Consider the following 21,001-nt stretch of genomic DNA (forward strand, 5'->3'; position numbering starts at 1 on the left):
CAATTGTCACCATAATGATAATTATTTGTTAAACAATTATTTTATTCCAGATTGGTTATACCAATTGCCCGTCCAAACTCCTTCTGCACTCCCCTTTCGTTATAACGCCCTTTTGCAACAGCTTCTTAAAATCAACTTGATATGTTTTGCAACATATGTGACCTGACAGCCAAATCCAAGTAACAGGAATTTAATCATGTTTACAGTAATGTAACCTTCCCGTAAAACGCCCACACACTTTAAACGCCACCAGATCCCGTGGAATTGAGGTCGTTAAATGAGACTCAGGAAATACAATAAAAGTTTGGGATGGTTGTCATTATTTGCAGGCACTGTATTGCTCAGTGGCTGTAATTCTGCGCTGTTAGATCCCAAAGGACAGATTGGTCTGGAGCAACGTTCACTGATACTGACGGCATTTGGCCTGATGTTGATTGTCGTTATTCCCGCAATCTTGATGGCTGTTGGTTTCGCCTGGAAGTATCGTGCGAGCAATAAAGATGCTAAGTACAGCCCGAACTGGTCACACTCCAATAAAGTGGAAGCTGTGGTCTGGACGGTACCTATCTTAATCATCATCTTCCTTGCGGTACTGACCTGGAAAACCACTCACGCTCTTGAGCCTAGCAAGCCGCTGGCACACGACGAGAAGCCCATTACCATCGAAGTGGTTTCCATGGACTGGAAATGGTTCTTCATCTACCCGGAACAGGGCATTGCTACCGTGAATGAAATCGCTTTCCCGGCGAACACTCCGGTGTACTTCAAAGTGACCTCCAACTCCGTGATGAACTCCTTCTTCATTCCGCGTCTGGGTAGCCAGATTTATGCCATGGCTGGTATGCAGACTCGCCTGCATCTGATCGCCAACGAACCCGGTACTTATGACGGTATCTCCGCCAGCTACAGCGGCCCGGGCTTCTCAGGCATGAAGTTCAAAGCTATTGCAACACCGGATCGCGCCGAATTCGACCAGTGGGTCGCAAAAGCGAAGCAGTCGCCGAACACCATGTCTGACATGGCTGCGTTCGAAAAACTGGCCGCGCCTAGCGAATACAACCAGGTGGAATATTTCTCCAACGTGAAACCAGACTTGTTTGCTGATGTGATTAACAAGTTTATGGCTCACGGTAAGAGCATGGACATGACCCAGCCAGAAGGTGAGCACAGCGCACACGAAGGTATGGAAAGCATGGACATGAGCCACGCGGAATCCGCCCATTAAAGGGGTTGAGGAAGAATAAAGATGTTCGGAAAATTATCACTTGATGCAGTCCCGTTCCATGAACCTATCGTCATGGTTACGATCGCTGGCATTATTTTGGGAGGTCTGGCGCTCGTTGGCCTGATCACTTACTTCGGTAAGTGGACCTACCTGTGGAAAGAGTGGCTGACCTCCGTCGACCATAAACGCCTCGGTATCATGTATATCATCGTGGCGATTGTGATGTTGCTGCGTGGTTTTGCTGACGCCATTATGATGCGTAGCCAGCAGGCTCTTGCCTCGGCGGGCGAAGCGGGCTTCCTGCCACCTCACCACTACGATCAGATCTTCACCGCGCACGGCGTGATTATGATCTTCTTCGTGGCGATGCCTTTCGTTATCGGTCTGATGAACCTGGTGGTTCCGCTGCAGATCGGCGCGCGTGACGTTGCGTTCCCGTTCCTCAACAACTTAAGCTTCTGGTTTACTGTTGTTGGTGTGATTCTGGTTAACGTTTCTCTCGGCGTGGGCGAATTTGCGCAGACCGGCTGGCTGGCCTATCCACCGCTATCGGGAATAGAGTACAGTCCGGGAGTCGGTGTTGATTACTGGATATGGAGTCTCCAGCTATCCGGTATAGGTACGACGCTTACCGGTATCAACTTCTTCGTTACCATTCTGAAGATGCGCGCACCGGGCATGACCATGTTCAAGATGCCAGTATTTACCTGGGCATCACTGTGCGCGAACGTACTGATTATTGCTTCCTTCCCAATTCTGACGGTTACCGTCGCGTTGTTGACCCTGGATCGCTATCTGGGCACCCATTTCTTTACCAACGATATGGGTGGCAACATGATGATGTACATCAACCTGATTTGGGCCTGGGGCCACCCGGAAGTTTACATCCTGATCCAGCCTGTTTTCGGTGTGTTCTCCGAAATTGCGGCAACCTTCTCGCGTAAACGTCTGTTTGGTTATACCTCGCTGGTATGGGCAACCGTCTGTATCACCGTGCTGTCGTTCATCGTTTGGCTGCACCACTTCTTTACGATGGGTGCGGGCGCGAACGTAAACGCCTTCTTTGGTATCACCACAATGATTATCGCCATCCCGACCGGGGTGAAGACCTTCAACTGGCTGTTCACCATGTATCAGGGCCGTATCGTGTTCCATTCTGCGATGCTGTGGACCATCGGTTTTATCGTCACTTTCTCGGTGGGCGGGATGACTGGCGTGCTGCTGGCAGTACCGGGCGCGGACTTCGTTCTGCATAACAGCCTGTTCCTGATTGCGCACTTCCATAACGTTATCATCGGCGGCGTGGTCTTCGGCTGCTTCGCAGGGATGACCTACTGGTGGCCTAAAGCGTTCGGTTTCAAACTGAATGAAACCTGGGGTAAACGCGCGTTCTGGTTCTGGATCATCGGCTTCTTCGTTGCCTTTATGCCGCTGTATGCGCTGGGCTTCATGGGCATGACCCGTCGTTTGAGCCAGCAGATTGACCCGCAGTTCCACACCATGCTGATGATTGCAGCTAGCGGTGCAGTACTGATTGCGCTGGGTATTCTCTGCCTCGTTATTCAGATGTACGTTTCTATTCGCGACCGCGACCAGAACCGTGACCTGACTGGCGACCCGTGGGGTGGCCGTACGCTGGAGTGGGCAACCTCTTCCCCGCCTCCGTTCTATAACTTTGCCGTTGTGCCGCACGTTCACGAGCGTGATGCATTCTGGGAAATGAAAGAGAAAGGCGAAGCGTATAAAAAGCCTGACCACTATGAAGAAATTCATATGCCGAAAAACAGCGGTGCAGGTATCGTCATTGCAGCTTTCTCCACCATCTTCGGTTTCGCCATGATCTGGCATATCTGGTGGCTGGCGATTGTTGGCTTCGCAGGCATGATCATCACCTGGATCGTGAAAAGCTTCGACGAGGACGTGGATTACTACGTGCCGGTGGCAGAAATCGAAAAACTGGAAAACCAGCATTTCGATGAGATTACTAAGGCAGGGCTGAAAAATGGCAACTGATACTTTGACGCACGCGACTGCCCACGCGCACGAACACGGGCACCACGATGCAGGCGGAACCAAAATCTTCGGATTTTGGATCTACCTGATGAGCGACTGCATTCTGTTCTCAATCTTGTTTGCTACCTATGCCGTTCTGGTGAACGGCACCGCAGGCGGCCCGACAGGTAAGGACATTTTCGAACTGCCGTTCGTTCTGGTTGAAACTTTCTTGCTGTTGTTCAGCTCCATCACCTACGGCATGGCGGCTATCGCCATGTACAAAAACAACAAAAGCCAGGTTATCTCCTGGCTGGCGTTGACCTGTTTGTTTGGTGCCGGATTTATCGGGATGGAAATCTACGAATTCCATCACCTGATTGTTAACGGCATGGGTCCGGATCGCAGCGGCTTCCTGTCAGCGTTCTTTGCGCTGGTCGGCACGCACGGTCTGCACGTCACTTCCGGTCTTATCTGGATGGCGGTGCTGATGGTACAAATCGCTCGTCGCGGCCTGACCAGCACTAACCGTACCCGCATCATGTGCCTGAGCCTGTTCTGGCACTTCCTGGATGTGGTTTGGATCTGTGTGTTCACTGTTGTTTATCTGATGGGGGCGATGTAATGAGTCATTCTACCGATCACAGCGGCGCGTCCCATGGCAGCGTAAAAACCTACATGACAGGCTTTATCCTGTCGATCATTCTGACGGTGATTCCGTTCTGGATGGTGATGACAGGGGCTGCCTCTCCGGCCGTAATTCTGGGAACAATCCGGGCAATGGCAGTGGTACAGGTTCTGGTGCATCTGGTGTGCTTCCTGCACATGAATACCAAATCAGATGAAGGCTGGAACATGACGGCGTTTGTCTTCACCGTGCTAATCATCGCTATCCTGGTTGTAGGCTCCATCTGGATTATGTGGAACCTCAACTACAACATGATGATGCACTAAGAGCGGCGGTTATGATGTTTAAGCAATACCTGCAAGTAACGAAACCAGGCATCATCTTTGGCAACCTGATCTCGGTGATTGGGGGATTCCTGCTGGCCTCAAAGGGCAGCATTGATTATCCCCTGTTTATCTACACGCTGGTTGGGGTGTCACTGGTTGTGGCGTCGGGTTGTGTGTTTAACAACTACATCGACAGGGATATCGACAGAAAGATGGAAAGGACGAAGAATCGGGTGCTGGTTAAAGGCCTGATCTCTCCTGCTGTCTCGCTGGTGTACGTCACCTTGCTGGGTATTGCTGGCTTTATGCTGCTGTGGTTTGGCGCGAATCCGCTGGCCTGCTGGCTGGGGGTGATGGGCTTTGTGGTTTATGTCGGCGTCTATAGCCTGTACATGAAACGCCACTCAGTCTACGGCACATTGATTGGTTCGCTCTCCGGCGCTGCGCCGCCGGTGATTGGCTACTGTGCAGTAACCGGCGAGTTCGATAGCGGCGCAGCGATCCTGCTGGCTATCTTCAGCCTGTGGCAGATGCCTCACTCCTATGCCATCGCCATTTTCCGCTTTAAGGATTACCAGGCGGCAAACATTCCGGTATTGCCAGTGGTAAAAGGCATTTCGGTGGCGAAGAATCACATCACGCTGTATATCATCGCCTTTGCCGTTGCCACGCTGATGCTCTCTCTTGGCGGTTACGCTGGATATAAATATCTGGTGGTCGCCGCGGCGGTTAGCGTCTGGTGGTTAGGTATGGCTCTGCGCGGTTATAAAGTTGCTGATGACAGAATCTGGGCGCGCAAGCTGTTCGGCTTCTCTATCATCGCCATCACTGCCCTCTCGGTGATGATGTCCGTTGATTTTATGGTACCGGACTCGCATACGCTGCTGGCTGCTGTGTGGTAACAAAACCTCTCTATTAAAAAGGTGCTACGGCACCTTTTTTCTTAGCATTAGAAACATATCCCTCTCGAAATATTTACTAAAAAATCCGCATGTTTACCCCATTCGTTTGCCGCTTTACACTAGTCGCGAATTTAAAACAGAGGTGGTAATGAACGATTATAAAATGACGCCAGGTGAGAGGCGCGCGACCTGGGGTTTAGGGACCGTATTCTCGTTGCGCATGCTGGGCATGTTTATGGTTCTGCCGGTTCTGACCACGTATGGCATGGCTCTGCAAGGTGCCAGCGAAGCATTAATCGGTATTGCCATTGGTATTTATGGTCTGACTCAGGCCGTTTTTCAGATTCCGTTTGGCCTGCTTTCCGACCGTATTGGTCGCAAACCATTAATTGTCGGTGGGCTGGCGGTGTTTGCCGCCGGTAGCGTTATCGCTGCGCTCTCTGACTCCATCTGGGGAATTATTCTGGGCCGGGCGCTACAAGGCTCCGGTGCGATTGCCGCTGCCGTTATGGCGCTGCTTTCCGATCTCACGCGCGAACAAAACCGCACCAAAGCAATGGCGTTTATCGGCGTGAGCTTTGGCATTACCTTTGCCATTGCGATGGTGCTTGGCCCGATCATCACTCACAAACTTGGGCTGCACGCGCTGTTCTGGATGATCGCTATTCTGGCAACGACCGGCATTGCGTTGACCATTTGGGTTGTGCCCAACAGTAGCACTCACGTACTTAATCGTGAGTCCGGAATGGTGAAAGGCAGTTTCAGTAAAGTGCTGGCGGAACCGCGGCTGCTGAAACTCAACTTTGGCATTATGTGTCTGCATATTTTGCTGATGTCGACGTTTGTTGCCCTGCCCGGACAACTGGCTGATGCAGGGTTCCCGGCGGCTGAACACTGGAAGGTCTATCTGGCGACAATGCTAATCGCCTTTGGCTCGGTCGTGCCTTTCATTATCTACGCTGAAGTTAAGCGCAAAATGAAGCAAGTCTTTGTCTTCTGCGTCGGGTTGATCGTGGTTGCGGAAATTGTGTTGTGGAACGCGCAAACGCAGTTCTGGCAACTGGTGGTCGGCGTGCAGCTTTTCTTTGTAGCGTTTAATTTGATGGAAGCCCTTCTGCCTTCACTTATCAGTAAAGAGTCGCCAGCAGGTTACAAAGGTACAGCGATGGGTGTTTACTCCACCAGCCAGTTTCTTGGCGTGGCGATTGGCGGTTCACTGGGCGGCTGGATTGACGGCATGTTTGACGGTCAGGGCGTATTTCTCGCTGGCGCAATGCTGGCCGCAGTGTGGCTGGCAGTCGCCAGTACCATGAAAGAACCGGCGTATGTCAGCAGTTTGCGCATTGAAATCCCGGCGAACATTGCCGCAAACGAGGCGTTAAAAGTGCGTTTGCTAGAAACTGAAGGCATCAAAGAAGTGTTGATTGCAGAAGAAGAACATTCAGCTTATGTGAAAATCGACAGCAAAGTGACGAATCGCTTTGATGTTGAACAGGCAATTCGCCAGGCATAAAAGCGAGGCGAAATTGCCTGCTGCGCTACGCTCATCAGGTCTACTAAGCTCCTGATTTACAAGCCTTTGTAGGCCGAACCAGGCGTTCATGCCGCATCTGACATGAACAAAGCGCAGGTTGTCGCGATTAATCGCGGAAGTTTTTGAACTGGAACGGCTGACCCAGATCGCCACCGCGCACCATCGCCATGACAGCCTGCAAATCATCACGAGATTTGCCAGTCACGCGGATCTCATCGCCCTGAATTTGCGCCTGCACTTTCAGTTTGCTGTCTTTGATCATCTTGACGATTTTTTTCTGGGTCGCGCTCTCAATGCCCTGCTTCAGTTTCGCTTCCACAAACCAGGTTTTACCGCTATGAACGATATTTTCCGGTACATCCAGTGAACTGCCTTCAATGCCGCGCTTCAGCAGCTTGGCACGCAGAATATCCAGCAACTGATTGACCTGGAAATCGGACTCGCTCAACACTTTGATGGTTTTGCTGGCGTCGTTCAGCTCAAATGAGGCTTCAACGTTACGGAAGTCAAAACGGGACTCCACTTCGCGGCTCGCGTTATCGACCGCGTTACGTGCTTCCTGAAGATCAACTTCAGAGACAATATCGAAAGATGGCATCTTTTCCTCTCCCTTCATTTTTGATGCGAAGCATAATACCCGCAAAGTTAAATAACCGACAGTCCTGCACCAGGACGTATCCCTTAATTGTGCATAGTCGCAACAGCATGCACAATTAAGGGATAGCCTTATTGAACACCCGGAGTGGTTGCGGGTGAGGAGGAACAATGAAAATTACCGTATTGGGATGCGGTGCCTTAGGGCAATTATGGCTTACAGCACTTTGCAAACAGGGTCATGAAGTTCAGGGCTGGCTGCGCGTACCGCAACCTTATTGTAGTGTGAATCTGGTTGAGACAGATGGTTCGATATTTAACGAATCGCTGACCGCCAACGATCCCGATTTTCTCGCCACCAGCGATCTGCTCCTGGTGACGCTGAAAGCATGGCAGGTTTCCGATGCCGTCAAAAGCCTCGCGTCCACACTGCCTGTAACCACGCCAATACTGTTAATTCACAACGGCATGGGCACCATCGAAGAGTTGCAAAATATTCAGCAGCCATTACTGATGGGCACCACCACCCATGCCGCCCGCCGCGACGGCAATGTCATTATTCATGTGGCAAACGGTATCACGCATATTGGTCCGGCACGGCAACAGGATGGCGATTACAGTTATCTGGCGGATATTTTACAAACCGTGTTGCCTGACGTTGCCTGGCATAACAATATTCGCGCCGAGCTGTGGCGCAAGCTGGCAGTCAACTGCGTGATTAATCCACTGACCGCCATCTGGAATTGCCCGAACGGTGAATTACGTCATCATCCGCAAGAAATTATGCAAATATGCGAAGAAGTCGCGGCAGTGATCGAACGCGAAGGGCATCATACTTCAGCGGAAGATTTGCGTCATTACGTGATGCAGGTGATTGATGCCACAGCGGAAAATATCTCGTCGATGTTGCAGGATATCCGCGCGCTGCGCCACACCGAAATCGACTATATCAATGGTTTTCTCTTACGCCGCGCCCGCGCGCATGGGATTGCCGTACCGGAAAACACCCGCCTGTTTGAAATGGTAAAAAGAAAGGAGAGTGAATATGAGCGCATCGGCACTGGTTTGCCTCGCCCCTGGTAGTGAAGAGACTGAAGCCGTCACCACGATCGACCTCTTGGTTCGCGGCGGTATCAAAGTCACCACTGCCAGCGTAGCCAGCGATGGCAACCTGGCAATTACCTGCTCGCGCGGCGTGAAGCTGCTGGCGGATGCGCCGCTGGTCGAGGTGGCTGATGGCGAATATGACGTGATCGTACTGCCTGGTGGCATTAAAGGCGCAGAGTGTTTTCGCGATAGCACTCTGCTGGTTGAAACCGTTAAACAGTTCCACCGTTCCGGGCGTATCGTCGCGGCTATTTGCGCCGCGCCAGCCACCGTGCTGGTGCCGCACGATATCTTCCCGATTGGTAATATGACCGGCTTCCCGACGCTGAAAGACAAAATTCCCGCTGAACAATGGCAGGACAAGCGCGTCGTCTGGGATGCACGGGTAAAATTGCTGACCAGCCAGGGGCCGGGGACAGCTATCGACTTTGGTCTGAAAATTATCGACCTGCTGGTTGGGCGCGAGAAAGCCCATGAAGTGGCATCACAACTGGTGATGGCGGCAGGGATTTATAATTATTACGAGTAGTGTCGGATGCGGTAAGCGTCGCATCTGACCAGATGCGACGTTACAACCACAAATTACGGGCGATATACCTTCACATTGTTAAAGCCCTGCTCGCGCAGATAGAGCGCCTGCAGACGGCTCATCACCCCGCGCTCACACCACAGTAGCCAGGTTCTGTTCTGGTCGAGATCGCCAAACTTGGTGCTCAGTTTATAGAACGGCAGAGAAACTACATCAATCCCTTCGACTTTCAGTGGCTTATCTTCCTGTTCATCGATAGAACGGATATCGAGGATCACGTCGTTCGAGCCGAAGCCATTGACGGTTTCCACTTCCACCACTTCCTGCTCGGTCTGCTGGGCGATTTCGCGGATATCAACGTTATTCGCTTCTTCAACCACTTTATCGAGAATGCTGAAGTCGAATTTCTCTTCTTCCGCTTCAATCTTCGACTTAACCGCTTTCACCGTCGGGCTTTTGGAGATAACACCGCAATATTCCGGCATCGTGCGAGCAAAGTCTTCGGTGCCAATCTGGCGAGCCAGGTTGATGATGTGCTCTTTGTCGTAAGAAATCAGCGGACGCAGGATCAGCGTATCGGAGACGTTATCAATCAGGCGCAGGTTGGTCAGCGTCTGACTGGACACCTGGCCGAGCGCTTCGCCGGTGACCAGCGCCTGTACGCCGTAACGTTCAGCCACTTTAGACGCGGCACGCACCATCATACGTTTGAGGATAACGCCCATCTGACCGTCGTCGATTTTCTCGAGAATTTCCCCGACGACCGGTTCGAAATTAATAGCGACAAAACGCACGCGGTGGGAGCTGCCAAAACGGTTCCACAGATAATGCGCCACCTGACGCACGCCAATTTCATGCGCCGCGCCGCCAAGGTTAAAGAAACAGTAATGCACGCGGCAGCCGCGACGCATCAACATATAACTGGAAACACCGGAGTCGAAACCACCGGAAATGAGCGACAGCACATCTTCCTGGGTGCCGATCGGGAAACCGCCAATACCTTCGTAGCGGCCTTTAATCAGCAGGAGACGATCGTCTTCCACTTCCAGATGGACAGTCACTTCCGGATTGGTCAGCTTCACGCGCGCGGACTCAATATGCTGATTTAAACCGCCGCCGACGTAACGTTCCACATCAATCGAGCTAAAATCATGTTTGCCACGGCGCTTCACGCGTACGCAGAAGGTTTTGCCTTCCAGCTGATCGCGATACTGAACCAACGCTTTCTCAAAAATATCGTGCATGTCGGTAAACGGCACGTCTTCGACTTCGAGAATATGGTGGATACCCGGAATACGGGTCAGGGCGTCGCGAATAGCCAGACGCTGGTTTTCATCTTTTGCGCGAACTTCGATGTTATCCCAGTGGCGGACGACAGCGAGCGTCTCATCATAGTGCTTTAAAACGTTACGAATGTTCCCGGTAAGGATTTTTATAAAGCGCAAGCGCACAGATTGGCTTTTGATGGTGATTTCCGGGAACAATTTAATGATAAACTTCATGGCGGCAATGGTTCGTTGGCAAGCCTTAAGCGACTTGTATAGGGAAAAATACAGCAGCCCACACCTGCGGCTGCATCCAGGCGCGGAAGTATACCACTAACATCGCTTTGCTGCGCACATCACCTTACCATTGCGCGTTATTTGCTATTTGCCCTGAGTCCGTTACCATGACGGGGCGAAAAATATTGAGAGTCAGACATTCATTATGCCGAAGAAAAATGAGGCTCCCGCCAGCTTTGAAAAGGCGCTGAGCGAGCTGGAACAGATTGTAACCCGTCTGGAAAGTGGCGACCTGCCGCTGGAAGAGGCGCTGAACGAGTTCGAACGCGGCGTGCAGCTGGCACGTCAGGGGCAGGCCAAATTACAACAAGCCGAACAGCGCGTACAAATTCTGCTGTCTGACAATGAAGACGCCTCTCTAACCCCTTTTACACCGGACAATGAGTAATGGACTTTCCGCAGCAACTCGAAGCCTGCGTTAAGCAGGCCAACCAGGCGCTGAGCCGTTTTATCGCCCCACTGCCCTTTCAGAACACTCCCGTGGTCGAAACCATGCAGTATGGCGCATTATTAGGTGGTAAGCGTCTGCGACCCTTCCTGGTTTATGCCACCGGTCATATGTTTGGCGTTAGCACAAACACGCTGGACGCACCCGCTGCCGCCGTAGAGTGTATCCACGCTTACTCATTAATTCATGATGATTTACCGGCGATGGATGATGACGATCTGCGTCGCGGTTTGCCGACCTGCCATGTGAAGTTTGGAGAAGCAAACGCGATTCTCGCTGGCGACGCTTTACAAACGCTGGCGTTCTCGATTTTAAGCGATGCTGATATGCCGGAAGTGTCGGATCGCGACAGAATTTCGATGATTTCTGAACTGGCGAGCGCCAGCGGTATTGCCGGAATGTGCGGTGGTCAGGCATTAGATTTAGACGCGGAAGGCAAACACGTACCTCTGGACGCGCTTGAGCGTATTCATCGTCATAAAACCGGCGCATTGATTCGCGCCGCCGTTCGCCTTGGTGCATTAAGCGCCGGAGATAAAGGGCGTCGTGCTCTGCCAGTACTCGACAAGTACGCAGAGAGCATCGGCCTTGCCTTCCAGGTTCAGGATGACATCCTGGATGTGGTAGGAGATACTGCAACGTTGGGAAAACGCCAGGGTGCCGACCAGCAACTTGGTAAAAGTACCTACCCTGCACTTCTGGGTCTTGAGCAAGCCCGGAAGAAAGCCCGGGATCTGATCGACGATGCCCGTCAGTCGCTGAAACAACTGGCTGAACAGTCACTCGATACCTCGGCACTGGAAGCGCTAGCGGACTACATCATCCAGCGTAATAAATAAACAATAAGTATTAATAGGCCCCTGATGAGTTTTGATATTGCCAAATACCCGACCCTGGCACTGGTCGACTCCACCCAGGAGTTACGACTGTTGCCGAAAGAGAGTTTACCGAAACTCTGCGACGAACTGCGCCGCTATTTACTCGACAGCGTGAGCCGTTCCAGCGGGCACTTCGCCTCCGGGCTGGGCACGGTCGAACTGACCGTGGCGCTGCACTATGTCTACAACACCCCGTTTGACCAATTGATTTGGGATGTGGGGCATCAGGCTTATCCGCATAAAATTTTGACCGGACGCCGCGACAAAATCGGCACCATCCGTCAGAAAGGCGGCCTGCACCCGTTCCCGTGGCGCGGCGAAAGCGAATATGACGTATTAAGCGTCGGGCATTCATCAACCTCCATCAGTGCCGGAATTGGTATTGCGGTTGCTGCCGAGAAAGAAGGCAAAAATCGCCGTACCGTCTGTGTAATCGGCGATGGCGCGATTACCGCAGGCATGGCGTTTGAAGCGATGAATCACGCGGGCGATATCCGTCCTGATATGCTGGTGGTCCTCAACGACAACGAAATGTCGATTTCCGAAAATGTCGGCGCGCTCAACAACCATCTGGCGCAGCTGCTTTCCGGTAAGCTTTACTCTTCACTGCGCGAAGGCGGGAAAAAAGTTTTCTCTGGCGTGCCACCCATTAAAGAGCTGCTCAAACGTACCGAAGAACATATTAAAGGCATGGTAGTCCCTGGCACGTTGTTTGAAGAGCTGGGCTTTAACTACATCGGCCCGGTTGACGGTCACGATGTGCTGGGGCTTATCACCACGCTGAAGAACATGCGTGACCTGAAAGGCCCGCAGTTCCTGCATATCATGACCAAAAAAGGTCGTGGTTATGAACCGGCAGAAAAAGACCCAATCACTTTCCACGCCGTGCCTAAATTTGATCCCTCCAGCGGTTGTTTGCCGAAAAGTAGCGGCGGTTTACCGAGCTATTCAAAAATCTTTGGCGACTGGTTGTGCGAAACGGCGGCGAAAGATAACAAGCTGATGGCGATTACTCCGGCGATGCGTGAAGGTTCCGGCATGGTCGAGTTTTCTCGTAAATTCCCGGATCGCTACTTCGACGTGGCAATTGCCGAGCAACACGCAGTGACCTTTGCCGCCGGTCTGGCGATTGGTGGGTACAAACCCATTGTCGCGATCTACTCCACTTTCCTGCAACGCGCCTATGATCAGGTGCTGCATGACGTGGCAATTCAAAAGCTTCCGGTCCTGTTCGCCATCGACCGCGCGGGCATTGTTGGTGCTGACGGTCAAACCCATCAGGGTGCTTTTGATCTCTCTTACCTGCGCTGCATACCGGAAATGGTCATTATGACCCCGAGCGATGAAAACGAATGTCGCCAGATGCTCTATACCGGCTATCACTATAACGATGGCCCGTCAGCGGTGCGCTACCCGCGTGGCAACGCGGTCGGCGTGGAACTGACGCCGCTGGAAAAACTACCAATTGGCAAAGGCATTGTGAAGCGTCGTGGCGAGAAACTGGCGATCCTTAACTTTGGTACGCTGATGCCAGAAGCGGCGAAAGTCGCCGAATCGCTGAACGCCACGCTGGTCGATATGCGTTTTGTGAAACCGCTTGATGAAGCGTTAATTCTGGAAATGGCCGCCAGTCATGAAGCACTGGTTACCGTAGAAGAAAACGCCATTATGGGCGGTGCAGGTAGCGGAGTGAACGAAGTGCTAATGGCCCATCGTAAACCAGTCCCCGTGCTGAACATTGGCCTGCCTGACTTCTTTATTCCGCAAGGAACGCAGGAAGAAATGCGCGCCGAACTCGGCCTCGATGCCGCCGGTATGGAAGCCAAAATCAAGGCCTGGCTGGCATAATCCCTACTCCACTCCTGCTATGCTTAAGAAATTATTCATGGCAGGAGTGGCAGCATGCAATACAACCCCTTAGGAAAAACCGACCTTCGCGTTTCCCGACTTTGCCTCGGCTGTATGACCTTTGGCGAGCCAGATCGTGGTAATCACGCATGGACACTGCCGGAAGAGAGCAGCCGTCCCATAATTAAACGCGCACTGGAAGGCGGCATAAATTTCTTTGATACCGCCAATAGCTATTCCGATGGTAGCAGCGAAGAGATCGTTGGTCGCGCACTGCGGGATTTCGCCCGTCGTGAAGACGTGGTCGTTGCCACCAAAGTGTTCCATCGCGTTGGTGATTTACCGGAAGGATTATCCCGTGCACAAATTTTGCGCTCTATCGACGACAGCCTGCGACGTCTCGGCATGGATTATGTCGATATCCTGCAAATTCATCGCTGGGATTACAACACGCCGATCGAAGAGACGCTGGAAGCCCTGAACGACGTGGTAAAAGCCGGGAAAGCGCGTTATATCGGCGCGTCATCAATGCACGCTTCGCAGTTTGCTCAGGCACTGGAACTCCAAAAACAGCACGGCTGGGCGCAGTTTGTCAGTATGCAGGATCACTACAATCTGATTTATCGCGAAGAAGAGCGCGAGATGCTGCCACTGTGTTATCAGGAGGGCGTGGCGGTGATTCCGTGGAGCCCGCTGGCGCGGGGGCGACTGACGCGTCCGTGGGGAGAAACTACCGCACGACTGGTGTCTGATGAGGTGGGGAAAAATCTCTATAAAGAAAGCGATGAAAATGACGCGCAGATCGCAGAGCGGTTAACGGGCGTCAGTGAAGAACTCGGTGCAACACGAGCACAAGTTGCGCTGGCTTGGTTGTTGAGTAAACCGGGCATTGCCGCACCGATTATCGGTACATCGCGGGAAGAACAGCTTGATGAGCTATTGAACGCGGTGGATATCACTTTGAAGCCGGAACAGATTGCCGAACTGGAAACGCCGTATAAACCGCATCCGGTAGTAGGATTTAAATAAGAGTCCAGGCCTGATGAGACGCAACAAGCGTCACATCAGGCATCGGTGCACAACTACGACAGAATGCCCAGCGGCCAGTGATGACCAATAAAGTACAGGATGCCAGCGGAGATCACCCCGGCGACAATATCATCTATCATGATCCCCATGCCGCCATGCACATTGCGATCAAACCAGCGGATCGGCCACGGTTTCCACATATCCAGAATACGGAAAATCACAAACCCGGCGGCAACCCACTGCCAGTCATTGGTCGGCAGCGCCATGAGCGTGATCCACATACCAATAAATTCGTCCCAAACAATGCTGCCGTGATCGTGCACGCCCATATCTTTTGCGGTCTGATGACAAAGATAGACGCCGATACAGATCCCCAGCATCACCACCAGCGAGTAGAGCTGCCAGGGCAAAAAGGTCATCAGATACCAGAACGGAATCGCTGCCAGCGAGCCCATCGTCCCAGGAACGATCGGGCTTAATCCACTTCCGAATCCGACAGCAAGTAGATGCCACGGATTACTCATCTTCAGGCGACTTTTCGCGACATCTTTATGGCGTGGCAAAATGGTCATATCCTTTCCAGTCTAACGTAACAGGTTCACCGTCACGAATAAAACAAAGCCCTTCGATATCGGCGGTCATTTGCCCGATACAGGTAAACGGTACGCCCAGGTGTCCGAGAGCCACATCCAGCGCTCCACGGTTCAGTTCCGGCACCGTGAAACACAACTCGTAATCTTCACCGCCAGAGAGCGCCCAGCGCAGCGCCTGTTCCGGTTCAACATGGCGAGAAAGCGCATCAGAAAACGGCAGCAATGCCAGGTCAATACGTGCGCCGCAGTCGCTGGCTTTCACGATATGCCCGAGATCGGAAATCAGACCGTCAGAGAGATCGATAGCTGAATTTGCTAGATCGCGCAGTGCCTGCCCCTGTAAAATACGCGGCGATGGACGGAGATGACGTTTGATCAAGTAGTCCGCATCTTTAGCATCGGCAACCTGCAAACGGTTTTGCAAAATCGCCAGCCCGGCGGCGCTATCGCCCGGTGTACCGGTCACATAGATCCAGTCACCCGGTTTCGCCCCAGAGCGCGTTAAGGCTCGTCCCATCGGAACAAAGCCGTGGATACCCAACGTCATTGATAATGGCCCACGCGTGGTATCGCCGCCAATGAGTTGCATATCGTAATAATTGAGAAGATCAAACAAACTGTCGCTGAAGGACTCAAGCCACGCTTCGTCTACGTCCGGCAAGGTTAATGCCAGCGTCAGCCAGGCCGGATCGGCCCCCATCGCTGCCAGATCGCTTAGGTTCACCGCCAGTGCTTTATACGCCAGATCAGCAGGATCGATATCAGGGAGGAAGTGGTTGCCCGCCACCAGCGTATCAGTGCTGATCGCCAGGGTCTGTTTCTCGGGGATATTGAGAAGTGCGCAATCGTCGCCGATGCCCAGTTCGACATCAAGACGAGAACTTCTTACACGGTCAAAATAACGGGCAATCAGGGAGAACTCGCCACATGCCATACGTTATGCCTCAGCAGGTAAAAAAGAAAAGGCCGGCGATCATGGAACGGTCTTCCGTGAATCTACCGGCCTGGATATTACTTTTTGTTAGGGCGAATCACAGGTGCTGCTTTATCGAGTACACCGTTGACGAACTTATGGCTGTCTTCTGCGCCGAACGATTTCGCCAGTTCGATCGCTTCGTTAATGGCCACTTTGTATGGCACATCGCTACGTTTAGACAGTTCGTACAGCGCAATGCGCAGTACTGCTTTTTCTACCTGTCCCAGTTCTTCCAGCAGACGGGACAGGTATGGCTTCATCAGTCCGTCGAGGTATGCGGTATTAGTCGCCACCCCGGCCAGCAGCTCACGGAAGTACAGGACGTCAACGTCTTTTACATCCTGTTCAGCCAGGAACTGGTATTCAACATCAGCGATGTCGTTCTGGGACAACTGCCAGGAGTAGAGCGCCTGGACGGCACACTCACGAGCGCGGCGACGAGCAGCAGGTTTCACGGATTTCCCCTTACTAATTTCAGGCCTTGATGGCTTTCAATACATTAATCATTTCAAGCGCGGTCAGTGCAGCTTCTGCACCTTTGTTGCCAGCTTTGGTGCCAGCACGTTCGATCGCTTGTTCAATGCTTTCAGTGGTCAGAACCCCAAAAGCAACCGGAATTTCGCTGTCCTGGGCAACATGCGCCAGGCCGTTGCTTGCACCACCAGCGACATATTCAAAATGGGCAGTGCCACCACGAATAACCGTACCCAGCGCAATCACCGCGTCGTATTTACCGGTTTTAGCCAGTGCACCCGCCGCCAGCGGCAGCTCATAGGCACCAGGCACCCAAACAACGGTAATGTTTTCATCTTTTACCTGACCGATACGTTTCAGTGCGTCAATTGCACCTTCCAGCAGGCTGTCATTGATAAAGTTGTTGAAACGCGCGATGGTGATGGCGACGCGAGCGTCCGGGGTAGCAACGTTAGCTTCAATAATGTTCATTTTCTTCCTTCGGGTTCGAGTATGGCCCCGCAGGGGGGCGGATTTTAGCATAATATTTCGTGCGCTGCTTCCCTTTCGAGCCGGGAGATCATGCACCCACTAAATGCAGGCAAACATCCGGGCCTACATGACGTATCTCTTTGAATTTAAATTGGGGGGCGTCGGCTAATTTCTCAAGCCCTGGCAGGGTGCATAATCCACGGGCGTCGCTGCCTAATAGTTTAGGTGCGATATAGACAATCAGCTCATCGACTAAACCCGCCTGCAGCAATGCGCCAGCGAGCGTTGGCCCCGCTTCCACCCAGATGCTGTTAATCTGCTGTTTACCCAGTTGCATCATCAGTACAACCAGATCCAGATGACCTTTATGCTCTGGAATCAGCAAGGTACGCACCGTTTCCGGCCACTCACGAGAATCTTCCTGCGTACGCGCGAACCAGGTTTCGCCGGGCTGCTGCACAATGTGATGTTCCGGCGTCACGCGATTTTGGCTATCAATCACAATACGTACCGGCTGGCGGAGATTTTGTTGCGGGTAGAGCGCCTGAGTTTGTTCATCCAGTTCGGACCAACGCACCGTTAAGGCAGGATCATCCGCCAGCACCGTGGCGCTGCTGGTTAAAATGGCATGACTTTGCGCGCGCAGTCGTTGTACATCACGCCGCGCCTGGGGCGAAGTGATCCACTGGCTTTCGCCGCTCGCCATCGCCGTGCGACCATCAAGCGATGCGCCAAGTTTTAACTGAATATAAGGAAAGCCGGTGCGCATCCGCTTGAGAAAGCCTTTATTCAATTGCTCGGCTTCACTCATCATCAGGCCGTGGCTGACGTCAATGCCAGCCTGTTGCAGACGGTAAAGTCCACGCCCAGCGACCTGCGGGTTAGGATCTTGCATCGAGGCAACCACGCGCGCCACACCTGCGGCAATTAAAGCATCACAGCAAGGCGGCGTACGGCCGTGATGGCTGCAAGGTTCGAGTGTCACATACGCCGTTGCACCTTTGGCTTTTTCACCCGCCATACGCAACGCGTGTACTTCGGCATGTGGTTCACCCGCTCGTTGATGGTAACCTTCACCGACAATTTCGCCATCTTTGACAATGACGCACCCGACATTTGGGTTGGGGTGGGTGGTAAAACGTCCTCGTTGCGCCAGCTTTAGCGCCCGCGCCATGTAATACTCGTCCTGCACGGCTTAGTCCTCCAGGCGCGCGATCTCTTCGCCAAATTCTTTGATATCTTCGAAACTGCGGTAGACAGAGGCAAAACGGATATAGGCGACTTTATCGAGCTTTTTCAATTGCTCCATCACCAGATTGCCAATCATCTTGCTCGGTACTTCGCGCTCACCGGTGGCGCGCAGCTGCGATTTAATATGATTGATTGCCATTTCAACGTCATCGGAACTCACCGGACGTTTTTCCAGCGCCCGCAGCATTCCGCTACGCAATTTCTCTTCATTAAACGGTTCACGCACGTCGTTGCTTTTTACAACACGCGGCATAACCAGCTCCGCCACTTCAAAGGTGGTGAAACGTTCATTACACACCAGACACTGCCGACGGCGGCGTACGGATGAACCCCCGCCCACGAGACGAGAGTCAATTACCTTAGTGTCCACGGCGAAACAGAATGGGCAATGCATACGGCGTCCTGACCAGGTGGTTAACGGAAATCTATTTTACCCTGAACTGACGATACAACAAAGGCGCAACGCTTTTGAGATAAAGGATCGATGCTTTCGCTGCTTTTACCCTCTACCATTAGGCTAATTGCGACGAGAAAGGGACGACCTATGAATACTAACGTTTTTCGACTGCTCCTGCTGGGAAGCCTGTTCAGCCTTAGCGCCTGTGTGCAGCAAAGTGAAGTGCGACAGATGAAACACAGCGTCAGCACGCTGAACCAGGAGATGACGCAACTCAATCAAGAAACAGTCAAAATCACTCAGCAAAACAGGCTGAATGCAAAATCCAGCAGTGGGGGTTACCTTCTGCCTGGAGCGAAAACACCGGCAAGACTGGAAAGCCAGATCGGTACTTTACGTATGTCGCTGGTGAATATTACGCCTGATACAGATGGCACCCCCCTTACACTACGTATTCAGGGTGAGTCGAATGATCCCTTGCCCGCATTCAGCGGAACTGTTGAATATGGGCAAATTCAGGGAACAATAGACAACTTTCAGGAAATCAATGTGCAGAATCAATTGATTAATGCCCCTGCCAGCGTCCTCGCCCCCAGCGATGTTGATATTCCGTTACAATTAAAGGGGATTTCTGTGGATCAGTTAGGCTTTGTACGTATCCACGACATTCAACCTGTTATGCAGTAAACGTATTTCGGGACGATTTTGTGCGTCCCGCAACATCTTTCCCCGTCATTTTGTTACTCTGCTTACATCACCTGGATTGATAGTAAAAGTTTGCAACAAGGGCGAAAGTCAGTACAATCCCCGCCCGAATGTGTGTAAACGTGAACGCAATCGATTACGTAAATGATAGAACTGTGAAACGAAACATATTTTTGTGAGCAATGATTTTTATAATAGGCTCCTCTGTATACGAAATATTTAGAAACGCAATTTGCGCCTTTTTCACTCCCGCAAGGGATTTTCAAACAGTGGCATACATATGAAAAAAACATTACTGGCAGCCGGTGCGGTACTGGCGCTCTCTTCGTCTTTTACTGTCAACGCAGCTGAAAACGACAAACCGCAGTATCTTTCCGACTGGTGGCACCAGAGCGTTAACGTTGTCGGAAGCTATCACACCCGTTTCGGACCGCAGATCCGCAACGATACCTACCTTGAGTACGAAGCATTCGCTAAAAAAGACTGGTTCGACTTCTATGGTTATGCGGATGCGCCGGTATTCTTCGGCGGTAACTCCGATGCTAAAGGTATCTGGAACCACGGTTCTCCGCTGTTTATGGAAATCGAACCACGTTTCTCCATCGACAAGCTGACCAATACTGACCTTAACTTCGGTCCGTTCAAAGAGTGGTACTTCGCGAACAACTACATTTACGACATGGGTCGTAATAAAAATGGTCGCCAGAGCACCTGGTACATGGGTCTGGGTACCGACATCGATACTGGTCTGCCGATGAGCCTGTCCATGAACGTCTATGCGAAATACCAGTGGCAGAACTATGGCGCAGCGAACGAAAACGAGTGGGACGGTTACCGTTTCAAAATTAAATACTTTGTGCCGATTACCGATCTGTGGGGCGGTCAGCTGAGCTACATCGGCTTCACCAACTTCGACTGGGGTTCCGATTTAGGGGATGACAGCGGTAACGCAATCAACGGTATTAAGACCCGTACTAATAACTCTATCGCTTCCAGCCATATTCTGGCTCTGAACTACGATCACTGGCACTACTCTGTCGTAGCTCGTTACTGGCACGACGGTGGTCAGTGGAACGACGATGCAGAACTGAACTTCGGCAACGGCAACTTCAACGTTCGCTCTACCGGCTGGGGTGGTTACCTGGTAGTAGGTTACAACTTCTGATTATGAAAATGCCGGGATTTATTCCCGGCATTTCTGATTGTTAACAACGTGAGCTTTGTTCATGCCGGATGCGGCGTAAACGCTTTGTCCGGCCCACAAAAGCACGTAAATTCAATATATTGCTGAAATAACGTAGGCCTGATAAGCGGTAATGCTGCCAACTTACTGATTTAGTGTATGATGGTGATTTTAAGGTGCTTGCGTGGCTTCCATTTCCATCAGATGCCCTTCCTGCTCCGCTACTGAAGGCGTGGTGCGTAACGGCAAAAGCACTGCCGGACATCAGCGCTATCTCTGCTCTCATTGCCGTAAAACATGGCAACTACAGTTCACTTACACCGCCTCTCAGCCCGGTACGCACCAGAAA

The 21,001-nt window shown here is 52.0% G+C and carries 23 protein-coding genes; 15 read left to right on the forward strand and 8 right to left on the reverse strand.

The window, feature by feature from the left end:
* Positions 1 to 277 precede the first annotated feature (277 nt).
* The 6 genes from cyoA to BFF42_RS26640 all read left to right on the forward strand — a co-directional run bounded on the left by cyoA (position 278) and on the right by BFF42_RS26640 (position 6,586).
* Positions 278 to 1,225 (forward strand): cytochrome o ubiquinol oxidase subunit II, encoded by a 948-nt coding sequence (cyoA, locus tag BFF42_RS26615; RefSeq protein WP_001239443.1) that lies wholly within the window; start codon positions 278 to 280, stop codon positions 1,223 to 1,225.
* A 21-nt stretch (positions 1,226 to 1,246) separates the two neighbouring features.
* Positions 1,247 to 3,238 (forward strand): cytochrome o ubiquinol oxidase subunit I, encoded by a 1,992-nt coding sequence (gene cyoB, locus BFF42_RS26620; protein WP_000467185.1) that lies wholly within the window; start codon positions 1,247 to 1,249, stop codon positions 3,236 to 3,238.
* Positions 3,228 to 3,842, forward strand: a complete 615-nt coding sequence (locus BFF42_RS26625; RefSeq protein WP_000179813.1) for a cytochrome o ubiquinol oxidase subunit III — start codon at positions 3,228 to 3,230, stop codon at positions 3,840 to 3,842. The genes cyoB and BFF42_RS26625 overlap by 11 nt, the downstream gene beginning before the upstream one ends.
* Positions 3,842 to 4,171 carry a cytochrome o ubiquinol oxidase subunit IV gene (locus BFF42_RS26630; protein ID WP_000019871.1) on the forward strand — a complete coding sequence of 110 codons (330 nt, stop codon included), beginning with the start codon at positions 3,842 to 3,844 and terminating at the stop codon, positions 4,169 to 4,171. The genes BFF42_RS26625 and BFF42_RS26630 overlap by 1 nt, the downstream gene beginning before the upstream one ends.
* A gap of 11 nt (positions 4,172 to 4,182) precedes the next feature.
* Positions 4,183 to 5,073, forward strand: a complete 891-nt coding sequence (cyoE, locus tag BFF42_RS26635; RefSeq protein WP_000971349.1) for a heme o synthase — start codon at positions 4,183 to 4,185, stop codon at positions 5,071 to 5,073.
* A 148-nt stretch (positions 5,074 to 5,221) separates the two neighbouring features.
* Positions 5,222 to 6,586 carry an MFS transporter gene (locus BFF42_RS26640; protein WP_001000952.1) on the forward strand — a complete coding sequence of 455 codons (1,365 nt, stop codon included), beginning with the start codon at positions 5,222 to 5,224 and terminating at the stop codon, positions 6,584 to 6,586.
* A gap of 127 nt (positions 6,587 to 6,713) precedes the next feature.
* Here the strand turns inward: BFF42_RS26640 and yajQ are convergent, their stop codons facing one another.
* A complete protein-coding gene (yajQ, locus tag BFF42_RS26645; protein WP_001138904.1) occupies positions 6,714 to 7,205 on the reverse strand; it encodes a nucleotide binding protein YajQ in 492 nt (163 codons plus the stop codon).
* Between the two features lie 167 nt (positions 7,206 to 7,372).
* On the opposite strand from yajQ, the gene panE reads away from it, so the two are divergent.
* Both panE and yajL read left to right on the forward strand, forming a co-directional pair.
* Complete coding sequence (gene panE, locus BFF42_RS26650) at positions 7,373 to 8,284, forward strand: 2-dehydropantoate 2-reductase (protein ID WP_000705867.1); 912 nt, start codon at positions 7,373 to 7,375, stop codon at positions 8,282 to 8,284.
* Positions 8,247 to 8,837 carry a protein deglycase YajL gene (gene yajL / locus BFF42_RS26655; protein ID WP_001276309.1) on the forward strand — a complete coding sequence of 197 codons (591 nt, stop codon included), beginning with the start codon at positions 8,247 to 8,249 and terminating at the stop codon, positions 8,835 to 8,837. The genes panE and yajL overlap by 38 nt, the downstream gene beginning before the upstream one ends.
* A gap of 53 nt (positions 8,838 to 8,890) precedes the next feature.
* Here the strand turns inward: yajL and thiI are convergent, their stop codons facing one another.
* Positions 8,891 to 10,339, reverse strand: a complete 1,449-nt coding sequence (gene thiI, locus BFF42_RS26660) for a tRNA uracil 4-sulfurtransferase ThiI (RefSeq protein WP_039059007.1) — start codon at positions 10,337 to 10,339, stop codon at positions 8,891 to 8,893.
* A 205-nt stretch (positions 10,340 to 10,544) separates the two neighbouring features.
* Here thiI and xseB point away from each other — a divergent pair, with 205 nt between their 5' ends.
* The 4 genes from xseB to yajO are packed head-to-tail and all read left to right on the forward strand — an operon-like array spanning position 10,545 to position 14,602.
* Positions 10,545 to 10,787 (forward strand): exodeoxyribonuclease VII small subunit, encoded by a 243-nt coding sequence (xseB, locus tag BFF42_RS26665; protein ID WP_001124935.1) that lies wholly within the window; start codon positions 10,545 to 10,547, stop codon positions 10,785 to 10,787.
* A complete protein-coding gene (gene ispA / locus BFF42_RS26670; protein ID WP_000347217.1) occupies positions 10,787 to 11,686 on the forward strand; it encodes a (2E,6E)-farnesyl diphosphate synthase in 900 nt (299 codons plus the stop codon). Before xseB ends, ispA begins: the two co-directional genes overlap by 1 nt.
* Before the next feature lie 24 nt (positions 11,687 to 11,710).
* Positions 11,711 to 13,573 carry a 1-deoxy-D-xylulose-5-phosphate synthase gene (gene dxs, locus BFF42_RS26675; protein ID WP_000006815.1) on the forward strand — a complete coding sequence of 621 codons (1,863 nt, stop codon included), beginning with the start codon at positions 11,711 to 11,713 and terminating at the stop codon, positions 13,571 to 13,573.
* 54 nt (positions 13,574 to 13,627) lie between these two features.
* A complete protein-coding gene (gene yajO, locus BFF42_RS26680; RefSeq protein WP_001199800.1) occupies positions 13,628 to 14,602 on the forward strand; it encodes a 1-deoxyxylulose-5-phosphate synthase YajO in 975 nt (324 codons plus the stop codon).
* A 53-nt stretch (positions 14,603 to 14,655) separates the two neighbouring features.
* Here yajO and pgpA read toward each other — a convergent pair whose 3' ends face one another.
* From pgpA to nrdR, 6 genes are all read right to left on the reverse strand, one after another.
* Entirely contained in the window at positions 14,656 to 15,174 is a 519-nt protein-coding gene (gene pgpA / locus BFF42_RS26685) for a phosphatidylglycerophosphatase A (protein WP_000154044.1), read from the reverse strand.
* The gene (gene thiL, locus BFF42_RS26690) at positions 15,152 to 16,129 is read right to left on the reverse strand and encodes a thiamine-phosphate kinase (protein ID WP_000742109.1); all 978 of its coding nucleotides are present in this window, start codon (positions 16,127 to 16,129) and stop codon (positions 15,152 to 15,154) included. Before thiL ends, pgpA begins: the two co-directional genes overlap by 23 nt.
* 77 nt (positions 16,130 to 16,206) lie before the next feature.
* On the reverse strand, positions 16,207 to 16,626 hold the full coding sequence (nusB, locus tag BFF42_RS26695; RefSeq protein ID WP_000801125.1) for a transcription antitermination factor NusB: 420 nt from the start codon (positions 16,624 to 16,626) through the stop codon (positions 16,207 to 16,209).
* Between the two features lie 19 nt (positions 16,627 to 16,645).
* Positions 16,646 to 17,116: a 6,7-dimethyl-8-ribityllumazine synthase gene (ribH, locus tag BFF42_RS26700; protein ID WP_001021161.1), complete on the reverse strand. Its 471-nt coding sequence runs from the start codon at positions 17,114 to 17,116 to the stop codon at positions 16,646 to 16,648.
* A gap of 88 nt (positions 17,117 to 17,204) precedes the next feature.
* Positions 17,205 to 18,308, reverse strand: coding sequence for a bifunctional diaminohydroxyphosphoribosylaminopyrimidine deaminase/5-amino-6-(5-phosphoribosylamino)uracil reductase RibD (ribD, locus tag BFF42_RS26705; RefSeq protein WP_001150464.1), 1,104 nt, complete (start codon positions 18,306 to 18,308; stop codon positions 17,205 to 17,207).
* Positions 18,309 to 18,311: 3 nt separating this feature from the next.
* Entirely contained in the window at positions 18,312 to 18,761 is a 450-nt protein-coding gene (nrdR, locus tag BFF42_RS26710) for a transcriptional regulator NrdR (protein WP_000543540.1), read from the reverse strand.
* 150 nt (positions 18,762 to 18,911) lie between these two features.
* On the opposite strand from nrdR, the gene BFF42_RS26715 reads away from it, so the two are divergent.
* The 3 genes from BFF42_RS26715 to BFF42_RS26725 all read left to right on the forward strand — a co-directional run.
* A complete protein-coding gene (locus BFF42_RS26715) occupies positions 18,912 to 19,451 on the forward strand; it encodes a SadB/YajI family lipoprotein (RefSeq protein WP_024258558.1) in 540 nt (179 codons plus the stop codon).
* A 298-nt stretch (positions 19,452 to 19,749) separates the two neighbouring features.
* Positions 19,750 to 20,634 (forward strand): nucleoside-specific channel-forming protein Tsx, encoded by an 885-nt coding sequence (gene tsx / locus BFF42_RS26720; RefSeq protein WP_004981149.1) that lies wholly within the window; start codon positions 19,750 to 19,752, stop codon positions 20,632 to 20,634.
* Between the two features lie 202 nt (positions 20,635 to 20,836).
* Positions 20,837 to 21,001 (forward strand): IS1 family transposase (locus BFF42_RS26725; RefSeq protein WP_047664789.1); only part of this gene is annotated, 165 nt, incomplete at its 3' end.

Origin of the sequence: Shigella sp. FC1661, from assembly GCF_001712525.1 — a bacterium.
GTDB lineage: Bacteria > Pseudomonadota > Gammaproteobacteria > Enterobacterales > Enterobacteriaceae > Escherichia > Escherichia coli.